The following is a 15,551-nucleotide window of genomic DNA, read 5'->3' on the forward strand; positions in this document are numbered from 1 at the left end:
CCACAGGTCGTCACAGGAACCAGAACCGATAATGACGGGAAAAATGATGCGCAGTGATACCGAAAGAAATCGCAGGAATCTTATCCAGGCCGCGGCCAGATTGTTTGAGCGATCCGACACGCCGATAAGCATGACGGAAATTGCCAGCGAAGCCGGTGTTTCCGTGGCGACCGCCTATCGTCAGTTTACTTCGGTAGAAGAAGTGCTGAATACTTACCGTCAGGAAGTGGGCCAGCTGCTGCTGGAGTACAGCCAGCAGCAACAGTGCGATGGACTGCAGAAACTGGAGCGGGTCAGCCGTTACTGGATCAGGCTGGTGCGCGAACGCGGCGCCGCAATGGTGCCAATGCGCAACCGGCGTGGTTACCTGGAACGTTTATGGGAAGGCGCTGAATACCTGCTGGTTCAGGCCAATGCGGTACGTCCGGCACTGCGCGAAGCGATGGAAGAGATGGATCTGCCGGATATTGGTGATAAAGCCGTTTTCCTCTGGAATATCCTGTTTGACCCGCGAGAGATATTCGACCTGCTCGATACCGTCGGTCTGACGGAGAAACAGGTGGGCAGCCAGCTGATGTCCGTTCTGGTCGGTGGCCTGCGGGGTTTTGCTACAGCCAATGAATTCACCACCGGCGCCTGCCGCAGCAAATAATCCCGCCGTATCAGCAACCCGCCAGGGTATCGACGATCACGCCAGTGCGTTCTGCGCTGGCGTTTCTGCCAGGTCGTGAGCAGCCAGAGAGAATAACAACGTGCTGCACAGAGAATTGTCCATTTCTTAGTCTATGATTATTGGTGGTATGTCGCCTGAGGCTGCAACCACCATTACGTGCTGTCGTCCACTACTCACTGCTGGATCAAAAGAGGCCATTGCATGGAATCCAGGGCATTTCTGAAAAGCTGGGGCGCCGAATACGTTTCCCCCGGTACGGTTCGCTTTCGTCTCTGGGCCACTGGCCAGCACAGCGTAACACTCCGACTCTCCGGCGAAGAACTGGAGATGATGCCGCACGGCGACGGCTGGTTTGAACAGCAGGCAACCGATGTTGCGGCTGGCGCGGAGTATAATTTTGTCCTCGCCGATGGCACCGTCGTGCCGGATCCGGCTTCCCGCGCGCAGCAGGCGGATGTCAACGGCCCTTCGCTGGTTATCGACCCCACCGGCTATCAGTGGCAGAACACCGCATGGCGCGGCCGCCCGTGGCAGGAAACGGTGGTCTACGAGCTGCATATTGGCACCTTTACGCCGGAAGGGACATTGCAGGCGGCGGTGGCAAAACTACCGCGGCTTGCTGAACTCGGCATCACCATGATCGAGCTGCTGCCCCTTGCGCAGTTTGGCGGCAATCGTGGCTGGGGCTATGACGGCGTGCTGCTCTACGCCCCCCATTCCGCCTATGGCACACCGGATGATGTTAAGGCTTTCGTCGATGCCGCCCATGGTTATGGCCTGTCGGTGGTGCTTGATATCGTGCTCAACCATTTTGGCCCGGAAGGCAATTATCTGCCGCTGCTGGCACCGGACTTCTTCCATAAGGAACGGATGACGCCGTGGGGCGCGGGTATCGCTTATGATGTCGATGCGGCCCGCCGTTATATCGTTGAGGCGCCGCTTTACTGGCTGAAGGAGTTTAATCTTGACGGCCTGCGCTTCGACGCCATCGACCAGATCGAGGATATTTCCCCTAAGCATGTGCTTATCGAGATCGCGGAGCGCATCCGCGCCGAAATCACTGACCGCCCGGTCCATCTGACCACCGAAGACAGCCGCAATGTGATCTTCCTGCATCCGCGCGAGCAGGATGGTTCCGTGCCGCTATTCAGCGGTGAATGGAACGATGATTTCCACAACGCCATGCATGTTTTCGCTACCGGCGAGACGCATGCGTATTACCAGGATTTTGCCAGTGAGCCGGAAAAGCTGATTGCCCGGGTGCTGACGCAAGGTTTCGCGTATCAGGGCGAGGTATCGCCACACAGCGGCGAACCGCGCGGCGTGAAAAGCGCCAGCCAGCCGCCGGTCGCCTTTGTGGATTTTATCCAGAACCATGACCAGACAGGCAACCGCGCGCAGGGGGAGAGACTGATTACCCTGGCTGGCGCCGATCGCACCCGGCTGCTGCTGGCCACGCTGCTGCTCTCACCGCATATCCCGCTGCTGTTTATGGGCGAGGAGTATGGCGAAACCAATCCTTTCCTGTTCTTTACCGATTTTCATGGCGATCTCGCCCGCGCCGTACGCGAGGGTCGCGCAAAAGAGTTTGCGGATCATGCTGGTCATAAGGGTGAAAGCGTGCCCGATCCTAATGCCAGCACCACCTTTGAAAAGTCGAAACTGGACTGGCGTAAGCCAGACAGCAAGGAGGGTAAGGCATGGCTGGCGCTAAGCCGGGAGCTGCTGGCGCTGCGTCAGCAAGTTATCCTGCCGTTGCTTGCCAGCGCGGGCGGTAATGCTGGCAAGGTGGTGGCGACGGCGCCAGGCTTTTTCGCGGTCAGCTGGACGTTCCCGCAAGGTATGTTGTCGATGGCGCTGAATATCAGTAAGCAGACCCGGCCATTACCTGACCAGCCCGGCGAGATACTCTTCGCCTGGCCGCCAGCAGCCGATAGCCTGCCACAGAACGCCATTGTCGTCCGCCTTGCTCCGGGAGACGCTGCATGAAAATCCCTGGCGCTACTTACCGTATTCAGTTCCGCAATGGCATGACTTTCGACCGCGCAGCGGAGCTGGTGCCCTATTTACACCGGCTTGGCATTACGCATCTGTATGCTTCGCCCATTTTCACCGCTACAACCGGTTCGACGCATGGCTACGACGTGACCGACGTTAACCAGATCGAGCCTTCAATTGGTGGCCGCCCGGGCTTTGACCGTATGGTGAAGGCGCTGCATGGCGCAGGTCTCGGGCTAATTCTCGACATCGTGCCAAACCATATGGCCGCCTCGCTGGAAAATGCGTGGTGGCGTGATGTGATTGAAAATGGCGAAAACAGCCACTATGCCCGGCATTTTGATATCGACTGGTCGCGCCGCCTGACTTTGCCGTTCCTTGGCGATAGCTTTGAGGCACTGCTGGCAAACGGCGACATTGCCGTAAAGCCTGATCCGAACAGCGGCAGGCCCGCTTTCGCCTGTTACGAAAGCTTCTATCCGCTGACCCCGGCCAGCTGGCAGGGTCGCGAAGCTGACGTCTTCAGTCTGACCGACAAAGCGCAGATCGCTGAACTGCACGATCGCCAGCCGTGGCGGCTGATGAGCTGGCGCGATGCGTCGCATGACCTCTCTTATCGCCGCTTCTTTGAGGTGACCGGACTGGTGGGCATGCGGGTCGAGGATCGCGCGGTGTTTGACGATACCCATCGGCTGATCCTCGAACTGGTGGATTGTGGCGCGGTTGACGGACTGCGCGTTGACCATATCGACGGGCTTGCCGACCCGAAAGCTTATCTCGATCTGCTGCGTCGGCAGACCGGGTCTGACTGCTATATCACGGTCGAAAAGATCCTTGGCGAGGGCGAGCAACTTCCGCCAGAGTGGCCGATTTCCGGCACCACCGGTTACGAATTTATGTCCGCAGTCACCGATGCGCTGGTAGATGGCGCGAAGATCGACAGCCTGCGCAAGGCTTATGAGGCAGTAGTTGGCAGGCCGGTGGATATGAAAGCCGAACTGCGCGCAGCTAAGTTATTAATGGTGGATAAGAATTTCGCCGGTGAATTCGCCACGCTGCTAAAGCTGGCGATAAAGATTGCCAGCATCGATGCCCTCACCTCAGACGAGAAAACCACCCGCGCGGCTCTGCGCGAACTGCTGATCGCTTTCCCGGTCTATCGCAGTTACGGCACGCCACAAGGAATGACTGCGGCTGACAATCAGCTGCTGCAAAAGGTGGCGAACAAGGTTAAAACCAGCGCATATGCGCCTGATACCGCGGCGCTCGATTTCCTGATCCGCATTCTTGCCGGTGAGGTGTCAACAACGGCCTCCAGTGATGCCGCCACCTTCCGCACCCGATTCCAGCAACTGACCGGCCCACTGATGGCGAAATCGGTGGAGGATACGCTGTTCTACCGCCAGAATATGGCGCTGGCGCTCAACGAAGTCGGCGCAGAACCGGTGCCGACCGCTTTCTCGCTTGATCGCTTCCACGCGGAGATGAAAACGCGGCTGCAACGGCAGCCCGATGCGCTTTCCGGCACGTCCACCCATGATACCAAACGCGGCGAGGATGCCCGCGCACGGCTCTGCACGCTGACCGAAGCGCCGCAGCGCTGGGCTGAATGTATCGCCCGCTGGCGCGAGATGAATCACGCCAGCGTCAAAGTGCTCATTGATGGCGTGGCACCGAAGCCGGTGGTCGAATGGATGCTCTATCAGGCGCTGGCCGGGGTCTGGCCGACCACGCTGCAGCCGACCGACGAAGCGGGCCTGAAGGCGCTGGAAGAACGCTTTGTGGTGTATGTGGAAAAAGCGCTGCGCGAAGCCAAGCAGCGCACTAACTGGGGCGACAGCAACGACGCTTATGAGCAGGCAGTGATCGACTATGCCCGCCAGCTGCTGTCACCGGCTAACCAGACTTTTCTGCAGGATTTTGCCGCCACGCTGCAACCCTTTATTCGCGCCGGTCTGGTCAACAGTCTCACCCAGACCATCGTCAAGCTAACCGCGCCGGGCGTGCCGGATATCTACCAGGGTAGCGAGGCGCTGGATTTCAGCCTTGTCGATCCCGATAACCGGCGTGAACCTGATTTCGCCGCGCTCGCCCGGCAGCTGGCTGAAAATGAAAAACCGAATTTCACCGCGCAGCAGAACTGGCTGAATGGCCGTCTCAATCAGCATATCATCGCCAGGCTGCTACGTTGCCGCCAGCATGCACCGACGTTGTTTCGTTATGGCGACTACCTACCGCTCGCCGCCAGCGGCCAGCAGGCGGAAAACGTCCTCGCCTTCGCCCGGACAGAAAACGATGCTGTGCTAATCGTTATCGCCCCGCGCCTGATGTTTGCAGCCCTTGAAGAGAGTCCTGCCGGACCTTTTGCGATACGCTGGCCGCAGACGGAAATCCCCCTGGCCGCGCGGCTCGCTAACCGCCGCTACCGTGACATTCTGACTGGAGAAGTAATATTTCCCGATGACCGGATCAACCTGGCGCTATTCGATGGTAGCGCAGCGCTCGTCCTGTTAAGCGAATGATTTTGTTGAAATAAAAACGTTATAAATCAATGTAATTCGTGAAATTTCTTCATTTAATGGCGAGGGACGAATGTCAAACGATACAGTTTTTACTATCACCAGCGGGTCTGGTCATCCTCTCGGCGCCAATTTCGATGGCGAAGGGGTTAACTTTGCGATTTTCTCGGCACATGCGGAACGTGTCGAGCTGTGCCTCTACGATCCGAGCGGAAAAATTGAGATCGCAAAACTTGAGCTGCCGGAATACACCCATGAGATCTGGCATGGTTATGTGCCAGGTTTACAACCCGGCGCACTGTACGGCTATCGTGTGCATGGCCCTTATGACCCGGAAAACGGCCATCGTTTTAACCCCAACAAGCTGCTTATCGACCCTTATGCGCGCGAACTTGCTGGCGATATTGCGTGGGACGATGCGCACTTCGCCTATGACCTGCTGCATGAAGATAAAGATCTGAGCTTTGACACCCGCGACAGTGCGCCATTTATGCCAAAGTGCCGGGTTATTGATCCTGAAGAATTCGACTGGCATGACGAGAACCGCCCGACCATTGCCTGGCCGCAAGCGGTGGTCTATGAAACCCATGTAAAGGGTTTTACCCAGCTCAATCCCGCGCTGCCTGAAGCGTTGCGCGGCACTTACGAAGGTATGGGTCACCAGGCGTCGGTTGATTACATCAAAAGTCTCGGTATCACGTCGGTCGAGCTGCTGCCGGTTCACTGGTTCCCGGACGATCACCATCTGCTCGAAAAGGGACTGAAGAATTTCTGGGGTTATAACACCCTCGCCTTCTTCGCGCCCGCGTCGCGCTATTTCGGACCAAACGGCATCCAGGGCTTTCGCGATATGGTGCGGGCGTTCCATGATGCCGGTATCGAGGTGATCCTTGATGTGGTCTACAATCACACCGCGGAAGGCAACGAGCTTGGCCCGACGCTGTCGCTCAAGGGTATCGATAACTTCTCCTATTACCGCACCATGCCTGAGCAGCACCGCTATTATATTAATGACACCGGCACCGGTAATACCGTCAACACCTCACACCCGCGCGTGTTACAGATGATTATGGATTCGCTGCGATACTGGGCGGAATCGATGCATATCGACGGCTTCCGCTTTGATCTCGGTACTATTCTTGGCCGCGAGCCGGAAGGTTTTGATGAGCGCGGCGGCTTTTTCGACGCAATCATGCAGGATCCGGTGCTGTCGAAACTGAAGCTGATTGGCGAACCCTGGGATATCGGCCCCGGTGGTTATCAGGTTGGCGGCTTTCCGCCAGGCTGGGCCGAGTGGAATGATAAATATCGCGATACGGTGCGCGAATACTGGCTGGGGGACAATGTCTCAACCGATTTCGCCGCCCGCCTGCTCGGATCAGGCGATCTCTACGATCAGCGCGGCCGTCGGCCGTGGGCGAGCGTCAACTTTATCACCGCTCATGACGGCTTCACCCTCAACGATCTGGTGTCGTACAATGAAAAGCATAATGAGGCGAATGGCGAAGATAATAACGACGGTCATAATGACAATCGTTCGTATAACTATGGCGCTGAAGGCCCGACCACCGATAACGAGATTAATGCGGTGCGCGATCGCCAGAAACGCAATTTCCTCGCCACGCTGTTCTTTTCCCATGGCACGCCGATGCTGCTGGCCGGTGATGAGTTTGGCCGCAGCCAGATGGGTAACAATAATGGCTATTGTCAGGACAGCGAGATTTCCTGGATCCATTGGGAAAATCTGCCGGAAAGCAGTGAGTCGCTACGTGAGTTTACCCGCCGGGTTATCCGGCTACGCGCCGAACAGCCGCTGCTGCGCCGCGAGAGCTGGCGCGATGGTATGGATATTAAATGGTTTAATGCCGGCGGTGGTTTTCAGCAGTCTGAACACTGGGATGAGGGTTCGACGCTCGGGGTCTATATCGGCCGCCCGGACCTGCAAACCGAAGAGGGTATCTGGCATGACGTGCTGATGCTGCTTAATCCCTTCGAAGGCACTGTACCGTTCCGTATCCCACAGTTTGGCGAGGGCGGCTGGGTGCTGGAACTCACTACCTGTGACAGCGCACAGCACGGCATCGTTATCACCCGTGAAAAGGATTTCGAACTGGCAGGCCGCAGCATGGCACTGTTCAGGCGGCCATAAGCTGCAATGTAACGTAAATATCAGAGGCTTGACCGATCCCTCAACCACTGGCATTTGTTTTCAACAACATTTGCCTCGCCTCTGATTTATCGAATCATGCACAAACTGCCGCACCGCCATTGTGCACGTCATCGGCACGGGCGGCGTTCTCGCCGCCCGTACAAACATCCCATATCACAATAATAACTTTAACCGACTGTTTTAAAGGTATTCCCCTTAAATCACCGGAATATGCGCGCCCGATGGTTAATGCTCTGCAAACTTAACAGAATGCAACCGCGCATAATCATACAAACGCTCTCTGGCAATATTTTTCATTTTCACTTCACACATAATATCAAAATCAGTAAATGATAAAGCCCAGTCATTTAATGTAGGGTTGAAATAATAATCCGAATGCGCCCTGAATTTTGTTTTTGATAATCCGAGAGTATTCTGGTCCGGAAAACCCTGCGCGGGAATCAACCCCTCCTGAGAGATCGAATAGTGTAAAACCGGTCTGACACCACGCCATGAGGCTTTAATTAAAGCGATACGCGGATCATCTGGCAGAATAAACTGGTTTTCCTTTACCCAGTGGTGATGAATATCCAGCACCACCGGACATAACTCTGCGGCCTGCAATACGTCATCCAGTGAACAGGAAATTTCATCGTTTTCCACCGTTAACATTCGCTTTGCTTCAGGACTCAGTTTAGCGAAAGCCTCACTAAACCCGGCAAAACCCTGTTTGCCGTTCATATGGATATTGATTTTGAAATCCTGGAAATGTTTACCATAGCCCATCAGTTTTGCGCACAGAGCATGGTATTCAACATCTTCAATCGCTCTTGCGACGACTAAGGGGTTATCTGATGCCAGCACCGTATATTGACCCGGGTGGAAGGAGAGCCGGATATTATGCTGTCTGGCGAACTCACCACATTCGGCAAACAATGGCGTTAAATCAGGCAGGAAATCATGATATAAAACGGTGGCTTCCGGGACGGTATAGAGTGGCAGTAAATCACTGCCAATCCTCATCATTCGAAGTGCTTCAGGCGCTAATGCCAGTTGCCGGAGAACCAGCAGCAGGTTAGTTAAATTCAGGGTTGAAATTTCAGCTATCAACGCGATTCTTTCTTTATTCTCTAATCCCAGGAACCTTTTACGTGTTGTGGCCCGGAAAGGAAAAGGCTGCGATAGTTCTGCATTAAGAAATTTGCAAGCAAAGCCCAGTTTCATAAACCCACCTTTTGATAAACTTCGCGTAAGTTTAGCAACTAACTGGATTTTTTGGGCTTTCCTTTTCCCTAATCGACTAAAAAGGCCGCTAATGACGGCCCTGAGTGATCCGGTTTATGATCTGTTTCGTTCGTTCAAAATAGATGACGTGCCGGATCTATTTCGCTAACGTTGATAGTTCCCGCCCCTGAGAGACGAGTTCCATTCTCTCATCATAGGCCTTTGCTCGTTTCATCGCCTCCTCGCCACTAACAGGTTTGCTGAACCATTCCGGAACAGGTAAAAATGGACGTTTTTTTCCGGTAAGTGTAATAATTTGAATCATAATTATCCCTCACTTAATGATAACGACATATTCATGATTAGTGTAATAAGCTTCCTGATCATTATAACTGACCTCGAAACGCTTTATCCACTTGTTCATCAGCTTGTCATACTCAATACAGATTTCAGAATGTAAATCAAAGTATGACAAGCCAGTTTTCGGGTTGATTTGCCTTGGCCGATGGTACATAAGCGAAATGGGTTCAGGGAAAGTGATGTTTACATTTCCTGATCCATACATATAGACACTCATTACGACAAATGCCGCCGCAGAGTGCGCAAAGCCAACAACAATTATTTTAATGCTAATAGCTTCGGAGAATATTATTGCGTGAGTTAAATCTACGGCAAGCTGCGCACTCCCCCCTGCATTGTTAAAAATGATTATCTCTGTATCCTTGCCAACATTCAAATCTTTTATTGCATCCGTTATCGACTTTAAATTTGTCTGACCAAAATCATAGTTAATTTGGTATGTCGTCACGGCGCCCTCCTGGCTGTTATCTGAATACCTCCATTGTTAAAATATCAATATCACATGCCAGGAATAAGAACACTCATAAGGTGTGGCGCCGTGAAAGAGTGTCGCGTTGCGCCGCAAAAAATAGATAACTGGCACGGGAAAGATATCCAGGGTTACATCCCGCCCCTGGTAAGCGGCTAAGCGTGTTTATTTGATGCAAATAAATAAAAGGTCATAAAAGTGATGGTTAAGGGCGTTACTGCGCCGTTAGCGCATTTTTTGGTGTAACAGATTTTCAAACTTATCATACCTTTGTTGGCGCGTGAGTAAGGGGATAACAGAGGGTGTGGCATGGGTTTAGCAGAAAAACCTCAACGCAGGCCGGAGGCGGATGCAGGTGGTGTTTCAGCGGTAGCGCTACTGGTTGCCAGTGCCTTTTTTATGGAGTTTCTTGATGGCACCGTCATTGCCACTGCCTTGCCGCAGATGGCAACCGCCTTCGGCGTCTCCGCGGTCGACCTTAATATTGGCATCAGCGCTTATCTGTTAACGCTGGCGGTGCTGATCCCGGCCAGTGGCTGGGTCGCTGAACGTTTTGGCGGCCGCAATGTGTTCAGCCTTGCGCTGCTGATTTTTACCCTCTCCTCTCTGTTCTGCGGCCTGACGCATAACGTCAGCGAATTTGTGCTGATGCGCATTTTGCAGGGAGTCGGCGGCGCGATGATGGTGCCGGTCGGGCGGCTGGTGGTGCTGCGCACCACTAAAAAAGAGCATCTGATTAAGGCCATCGCCACGTTAACCTGGCCTGCGCTGGTAGCGCCGATTCTCGGTCCGCCGCTGGGCGGGTTTATCACCACCTATGCCAGCTGGCACTGGATCTTCTTCCTCAATGTTCCGCTGGGCATTATCGCCATCCTGCTGACGCTGCGCATCATGCCGAACCAGAGCGCGGATAAACACCGCCCGTTTGACGCTATCGGCTTTGTCTCGCTGGGGATCACCATGCTCTGCCTGGTGGCAGGTCTGGAGATGTTTAGTCAGGAAAGTCTGAACCCGGTGACGGCAGTAACGCTGATTGTGCTGGGTCTGCTGGCGCTGATCTGGGCAGTAAAACATTTGCACCGCTGCCAGACACCGCTTGTGCGCCTTAGCTCGCTGGCGATCCCCTCCTTTCGCATTACGATGCGCGGCGGTTTTGTGCTGCGCGCCACCATCAGTTCAGCGCCGTTTATGCTGCCGCTGATGTTTCAGGTTGGCTTTGGCATGGATGCGTTTCAGGCCGGTACGCTGGTGCTGGCGGTTTTTGCCGGTAATCTGGCGATGAAACCGGCCACCACCCCGCTGATTCACTATTTTGGCTTTAAAAAACTGCTGATGGGCAATGGCGTGGTCTGCGTATTATCGCTGCTGGGCTGCGCATTTTTGACGCCAGACTCGCCACCTGTCATTACGCTGTTGCTGCTGTTTATCGGCGGCCTGTGTCGCTCAATGCAGTTTACCGCGATCAGTTCGCTGGCCTTTGCCGAGGTGCCGCCGCAGGAGATGAGCTCAGCAAATACGCTGTTCAGCACCTCATTACAGCTCGCCAGCGGTCTCGGCGTGACGCTGGGGGCGCTCAGTATTCGCACCGGCAGCTGGCTAAGCAGCTGGCTGGGACTTCCCGCCGGGCGTGGTATGGATTTCAGGCTGGGGTTTGTGGCGATCGCCGTGATAACCGCGTTTGCGCTTTATGACATCAGTAAACTTGCCGCGGATGCGGGGCATAATATTTCCGGTAAGAGCCAATAACCCCCCAGGCCCGGTTTAGCGAGCTTCTGTCACTTCTTTTCTCGGCACTCACGAATTTTCACATCAGCCTGTGATGCCCTTTCACACCACAACAGAATTATATTTGTTTAAAATCAATCAAATGAATCATTATTTATTTATCTGGCCGTGTGACTGTTTGTGAGAAGCATCATATGAATGTGAAGATAACTGCTGAATAATATGCTCAATTTATAACCACTACAGGAGCGGGCGATGATCCCCGATCAGCGGCGTGATTTTATCTATCGCTATGTTCATGAGAAAAATGTCGCCTCTTTTAATGAGCTGGCGGAACTGATGAACGTTTCGCATATGACGGTGCGGCGTGACATCCAGTTACTGGAGGAAGAAGGCAAAGTGGTGGCGATTAATGGCGGAGTAAAGCTGAATAACCTGCTAAAGATTGAGCTGCCCTGGCGCGAAAAAGCGCTGCTGCATCATGAGGTAAAGCGCAATATGGGCGCGCTGGCGGCAATGCTGATCGAGCCGGGGCAGACACTCTATCTTGATGCCGGCACCTCGCTGTTTGAGGTTGCGAAAGCGGTGGCGGCCAGTAACTGTTTTAACCTGACGGTGGTCACTAACGATTTCTCCATCAGCCACTATCTGATGGATATGCCGCATATCACGCTTTACCACACCGGCGGTCTCGTGGATCAACGTAACCGCTCCTGCCTTGGCAAAAGCGCCGCCAGTTTTCCTCGCACCATTAATATCGATGTCGCGTTTCTCAGCTCCTCCTCCTGGGATCTTGAGCGCGGGATGTCGACACCCAGCGAAGGCAAAGCCTCGGTAAAAGAGGCGGTGCTGAATGTCTCGCGACGGCGCGTGCTGGTTTCAGATAGCAGTAAATTTGGCAAATATGGCATGTTCCATATCTGCGCGCTGGACCGACTGACGGATATTATTTGCGACCAGCAATTACCGTTTAATGTGCAGCAGGAAATCACTCTGCTGGCAATTAAATTGCATCTGGTTGCTGCCGGTAAGGAGGTAATACAGAGTAAAACGGGTCGTTAATTCCACTAAAAATAATTCATCTCTGTACCGGAGGAATAAAATGTCGGATAACGTCATTATCTCGCTGGCGCCGGTTGCCGCGGACTGTCCGCGCGTCATACCTGCAGAACTTGCCGAAGAAATACTGGGCTGCACCGATTATGGCGCGGCAATTGTGCATTTACATGTCCGCGACCAGCAAGGCCGTCTGACGCCAGATACCCGCGATTTCGCTGCCACTATCGCGCCGCTGATCGCGCAATCCGGGCTGATTATTCAGGCCTCAACCGGTGGCGTATCGGCGATGTCGATTGCACAACGCTGCGCGCCGCTGGAGTGCGCCGGGGTTGAGATGGCTTCACTGAATGTTGGCTCAGTAAATCTTGGCGATCAGGTCTATTTTAATCCCACGCCGGATGTGGAATATTGCGCGCGCAATATTGTAGAACGCAATATTATTCCTGAATTTGAAGTATTCGAAATCGGCATGATTAATAACATTGTCGCGCTGCAACAGAAAATTAAGTTTAAAACACCGATGTTGTTGAATATCGTTCTCGGTCATCGCGGCACGACGCCCGCTTCCATTGAGGCGTTAATTGCCATGCGCAGTATGATCCCGCCCGGTGCTTTATGGGGCATCACCCATTTTGGTCGTGGTAATTTCGATATTATCGCCGCCGCCGTCGCGCTGGGCGCCAGTGAAGTCAGAATCGGATTCGAGGACAGTGATTATATTAATGCCAGCGAGAAAGTTGCGCATAACTTTCGTCTGGTAGAAAAACTGGCAAATATTATTTATGGCATGGATAAAAACGTCGCCAGCCCTGCTCTTGCGCGTCAGATGCTGAATATTCCACAACGGCAACGCTAATTACTCGCTAAGGAAATACGCTATGACCATTTATTCCGTTATCCATAAAACTGGTTTAGGCATCAGCAGCCTTGGTGGCGCACTGGCGTTGGTGGGCGCCATGGTGCAGACGCCTGCCATCTGGCAGCCAGGGCTGGTGATGCTTAGCGCGGGTTTTGCCGTCGGCGCAGGCTACTGGCAGGCGCTACGCAGTTATCAGTTTACGCTGTGGATTATTGCCGGTTTTGTTGCCGCCATGACTTACGCCAGCGGTCTGATTATCTGGGGAGGATTTAATATTACCCATAAATGGATCGTGTTCCTGGTGATTCAGCTGACGATGTTCAGTATGGGCACCAAACTGACTATTCAGGATTTTATCGGCGTCGCCAGAATGCCGTGGGCGGTATTTATCGGCACCTTCTGCCACTTTGTCATTATGCCGTTGCTCGGTTTTTCCATCACCCTGCTGTTTAATTTTCCGCCGGAAGTGGCGGTCGGCATTCTGCTGATTGGCGCCTGTCCCAGCGGTTTATCCTCGACGGTGATGGTGTATATCGCTAATGCCAATCTGGCGCTTGCCGTCTCGATTGCCGCCGTCTCGACCCTCGCGGCCACCTTTATGACGCCGTTGTGGGTGAAACTGCTGGCAGGCTCGATGATCGATATCAAACTCACCGCGATGGTGATGGATGTGGTGAAGATTGTGCTGATTCCGATTGGTGCCGCCATCCTGCATGACTATCTGCAAAGCTATGCCAGCTTGCGCGGCAGACGCATCGTTCAGGGGCTGGCGGCGATCTGCGCCCTGTGGCTGATATTGATGATTGCCGGTGGCTGGGATCAGCTGTTCGCCGACGCCAGTGCGGACAGTCAGATGTATGCGGTGGTACTGAATTTTGCTGCCGGCGGCATTATCTGGGCGCTGTTCTACAACTGGCTGCACAGCCGTTCGGCAAAGGTGCAAATAATGATGCCGACCCTGTCGATGATGGGGATTATTTTCTTCACCACTACCGCGGCGGCGGCCGGTCGCGACAATCTGTTACAGGTTGGCTTTCTGCTCTGTTTCGCCATGCTGCTGCACAATCTTGGCGGCTTCCTGATCGGTTATCTGATGAGCCGCTGGCTGTTCCGCATGGATGTCCAGTCGGCGCGCACCGTCGCCTTTGAAGTTGGCTTACAGAACGGCGGCATGGCCTCCGGACTGGCGGCGGCAATGGGTAAACTGGCGACCGTCGGTCTGGCGTCGGCGGTGATGACGCCGCTGGGTAATGTCAGCGGTTCGCTGTTAGCCAATTACTGGCGAAAAAAAGATGCGCGACTGGCAGTTGCTGCGCATACCCGCTCCGCAGAGCAGCTCTCAAAAGGATCACCCTTATGATGACGTTAACGTTACAGCAAGCGCGGCAGGCGGTGGAACATGCCCTCCAGCTGGCGCAGACCGATTATCAGCAGCGTGCGCTAAGTGTGGCGGTATGTGACGCCAGTGGTGAGTTGCTGAGTTTCGCGCGGATGGATCAGGCGAAGTTGCTGACTATCGCACTGACGCAGCAGAAAGCGCGCACCAGCAGCCGTCTCGGTTGCACCACGCAGGCATTTTTACAGCGTCTGCAACAGGAGCAACTGGATATCGGCTGGTTTGCCGATCCGCATTTCACCGCCCTGCCCGGCGGCGTGCCGGTGCTTCGCGATGGCAAGTGTCTTGGCGCTGTGGCAGTCGGTGGCCTGTCGGCACGGGAGGATCATGATGCGGCAACCGCGGTGGTCGCCTTTATCAGTCAGGAGCGTGCCCAATGAAAAAAGTTGCCATGTTTCACACCAGCTCAGCCACGCTGGCGCTGATGCAGCAGTTAACCAGCGATATTATGCCGCAGGTGGACGTGATGCATCTGATTGAAGAGTCGATGATTAAGCAGGTAATGAAAGCCGGTGGCGTCACGCCATCAATCAGCGCCCGCATCGCCGGTTATATCCGAATTGCGGAAAAAGCCGACTGCGATATCTTTATCACCGCCTGCTCTTCCATAGGTGCGGCGGTGGAGCAGTGCCAGTTTATGACCGGCCTGCAACTGGCACGTATCGACAGTGCGATGGTGGATAGCGCGATTCAGCATGGCGGGCGTATCACCGTGCTGGCGACGGTAGCGACGACCCTGAGACCGACCCTCGCGTATCTGGAACGTAAAGTGCAGCAGAGCGAACAGCCGCTGACAATCCGCTCGCTGCTGATGGAGGAGGCCTTCCATGCGCTGTTGCAGGGCGATACCTTCCGGCATGATCAGATAGTGGCTGAAGGACTGAACAATGCTTTTGCCGATGCTGATGTGGTGATGCTTGCGCAGGCATCAATGGCGCGCGTGCTGCAACAGCTGCCGCCACCGCCGGTAGCGGTGCTCACCTCGCCTGAAAGCGGCGTTCGCTGGCTTAAAACGCAGGCAGAAGCCTGATGCCACGCGAGGACGTAATGCGGGCATTGTGATACTGGTGATTTTATGGGCGGTGAGAACGCCGCCCATGCCGAGGCCGATACGCATCTG

13 protein-coding genes are annotated in these 15,551 nt (G+C 54.4%); 10 read left to right on the top strand and 3 right to left on the bottom strand.

The window, feature by feature from the left end; genetic code table 11:
* Positions 1 to 31: 31 nt before the first annotated feature.
* The 4 genes from N5923_RS21230 (at position 32) to glgX (ending at position 7,339) form a co-directional block, all read left to right on the top strand.
* Entirely contained in the window at positions 32 to 652 is a 621-nt protein-coding gene (locus tag N5923_RS21230) for a TetR/AcrR family transcriptional regulator (protein WP_267144097.1), read from the top strand.
* Positions 653 to 874: 222 nt separating this feature from the next.
* Entirely contained in the window at positions 875 to 2,662 is a 1,788-nt protein-coding gene (treZ, locus tag N5923_RS21235) for a malto-oligosyltrehalose trehalohydrolase (protein WP_267144096.1), read from the top strand.
* A complete protein-coding gene (gene treY / locus N5923_RS21240; RefSeq protein WP_267144095.1) occupies positions 2,659 to 5,193 on the top strand; it encodes a malto-oligosyltrehalose synthase in 2,535 nt (844 codons plus the stop codon). Before treZ ends, treY begins: the two co-directional genes overlap by 4 nt.
* A 70-nt stretch (positions 5,194 to 5,263) precedes the next feature.
* Positions 5,264 to 7,339, top strand: coding sequence for a glycogen debranching protein GlgX (gene glgX, locus N5923_RS21245; protein WP_267144094.1), 2,076 nt, complete (start codon positions 5,264 to 5,266; stop codon positions 7,337 to 7,339).
* A 246-nt stretch (positions 7,340 to 7,585) separates the two neighbouring features.
* Here glgX and N5923_RS21250 read toward each other — a convergent pair whose 3' ends face one another.
* The 3 genes from N5923_RS21250 to N5923_RS21260 all read right to left on the bottom strand — a co-directional run bounded on the left by N5923_RS21250 (position 7,586) and on the right by N5923_RS21260 (position 9,371).
* A complete protein-coding gene (locus N5923_RS21250) occupies positions 7,586 to 8,563 on the bottom strand; it encodes an apurinic/apyrimidinic endonuclease family protein (RefSeq protein ID WP_267144093.1) in 978 nt (325 codons plus the stop codon).
* 157 nt (positions 8,564 to 8,720) lie between these two features.
* Positions 8,721 to 8,888, bottom strand: coding sequence for a hypothetical protein (locus tag N5923_RS21255; protein ID WP_267144092.1), 168 nt, complete (start codon positions 8,886 to 8,888; stop codon positions 8,721 to 8,723).
* Between the two features lie 9 nt (positions 8,889 to 8,897).
* Positions 8,898 to 9,371 (bottom strand): hypothetical protein, encoded by a 474-nt coding sequence (locus N5923_RS21260; RefSeq protein ID WP_267144091.1) that lies wholly within the window; start codon positions 9,369 to 9,371, stop codon positions 8,898 to 8,900.
* A 330-nt stretch (positions 9,372 to 9,701) separates the two neighbouring features.
* Here N5923_RS21260 and N5923_RS21265 point away from each other — a divergent pair, with 330 nt between their 5' ends.
* The 6 genes from N5923_RS21265 to N5923_RS21290 all read left to right on the top strand — a co-directional run bounded on the left by N5923_RS21265 (position 9,702) and on the right by N5923_RS21290 (position 15,461).
* Positions 9,702 to 11,138, top strand: coding sequence for an MFS transporter (locus N5923_RS21265; protein WP_267144090.1), 1,437 nt, complete (start codon positions 9,702 to 9,704; stop codon positions 11,136 to 11,138).
* Between the two features lie 234 nt (positions 11,139 to 11,372).
* Complete coding sequence (locus N5923_RS21270; RefSeq protein ID WP_267144089.1) at positions 11,373 to 12,179, top strand: DeoR/GlpR family DNA-binding transcription regulator; 807 nt, start codon at positions 11,373 to 11,375, stop codon at positions 12,177 to 12,179.
* Positions 12,180 to 12,219: 40 nt separating this feature from the next.
* Positions 12,220 to 13,032 (top strand): BKACE family enzyme, encoded by an 813-nt coding sequence (locus N5923_RS21275; RefSeq protein ID WP_267144088.1) that lies wholly within the window; start codon positions 12,220 to 12,222, stop codon positions 13,030 to 13,032.
* 22 nt (positions 13,033 to 13,054) lie between these two features.
* Positions 13,055 to 14,395 carry a bile acid:sodium symporter family protein gene (locus N5923_RS21280; protein WP_267144087.1) on the top strand — a complete coding sequence of 447 codons (1,341 nt, stop codon included), beginning with the start codon at positions 13,055 to 13,057 and terminating at the stop codon, positions 14,393 to 14,395.
* Positions 14,392 to 14,811, top strand: coding sequence for a GlcG/HbpS family heme-binding protein (locus tag N5923_RS21285; RefSeq protein ID WP_267144086.1), 420 nt, complete (start codon positions 14,392 to 14,394; stop codon positions 14,809 to 14,811). Before N5923_RS21280 ends, N5923_RS21285 begins: the two co-directional genes overlap by 4 nt.
* Entirely contained in the window at positions 14,808 to 15,461 is a 654-nt protein-coding gene (locus N5923_RS21290; RefSeq protein WP_267144085.1) for an aspartate/glutamate racemase family protein, read from the top strand. The genes N5923_RS21285 and N5923_RS21290 overlap by 4 nt, the downstream gene beginning before the upstream one ends.
* Positions 15,462 to 15,551 lie beyond the last annotated feature (90 nt).

This window comes from Winslowiella arboricola (genome assembly GCF_025527015.1).
GTDB classification, from domain to species: domain Bacteria; phylum Pseudomonadota; class Gammaproteobacteria; order Enterobacterales; family Enterobacteriaceae; genus Erwinia; species Erwinia arboricola.

Coding starts and splice junctions, on each gene's coding strand:
- N5923_RS21275 (WP_267144088.1), top strand. CDS start 12,220: ATGTCGGATAACGTCATTATCTCGCTGGCGCCGGTTGCCGCGGACTGT.
- treY (WP_267144095.1), top strand. CDS start 2,659: ATGAAAATCCCTGGCGCTACTTACCGTATTCAGTTCCGCAATGGCATG.
- N5923_RS21270 (WP_267144089.1), top strand. CDS start 11,373: ATGATCCCCGATCAGCGGCGTGATTTTATCTATCGCTATGTTCATGAG.
- N5923_RS21290 (WP_267144085.1), top strand. CDS start 14,808: ATGAAAAAAGTTGCCATGTTTCACACCAGCTCAGCCACGCTGGCGCTG.
- N5923_RS21285 (WP_267144086.1), top strand. CDS start 14,392: ATGATGACGTTAACGTTACAGCAAGCGCGGCAGGCGGTGGAACATGCC.
- N5923_RS21230 (WP_267144097.1), top strand. CDS start 32: ATGACGGGAAAAATGATGCGCAGTGATACCGAAAGAAATCGCAGGAAT.
- treZ (WP_267144096.1), top strand. CDS start 875: ATGGAATCCAGGGCATTTCTGAAAAGCTGGGGCGCCGAATACGTTTCC.
- glgX (WP_267144094.1), top strand. CDS start 5,264: ATGTCAAACGATACAGTTTTTACTATCACCAGCGGGTCTGGTCATCCT.
- N5923_RS21255 (WP_267144092.1), bottom strand. CDS start 8,888: ATGATTCAAATTATTACACTTACCGGAAAAAAACGTCCATTTTTACCT.
- N5923_RS21280 (WP_267144087.1), top strand. CDS start 13,055: ATGACCATTTATTCCGTTATCCATAAAACTGGTTTAGGCATCAGCAGC.
- N5923_RS21265 (WP_267144090.1), top strand. CDS start 9,702: ATGGGTTTAGCAGAAAAACCTCAACGCAGGCCGGAGGCGGATGCAGGT.
- N5923_RS21250 (WP_267144093.1), bottom strand. CDS start 8,563: ATGAAACTGGGCTTTGCTTGCAAATTTCTTAATGCAGAACTATCGCAG.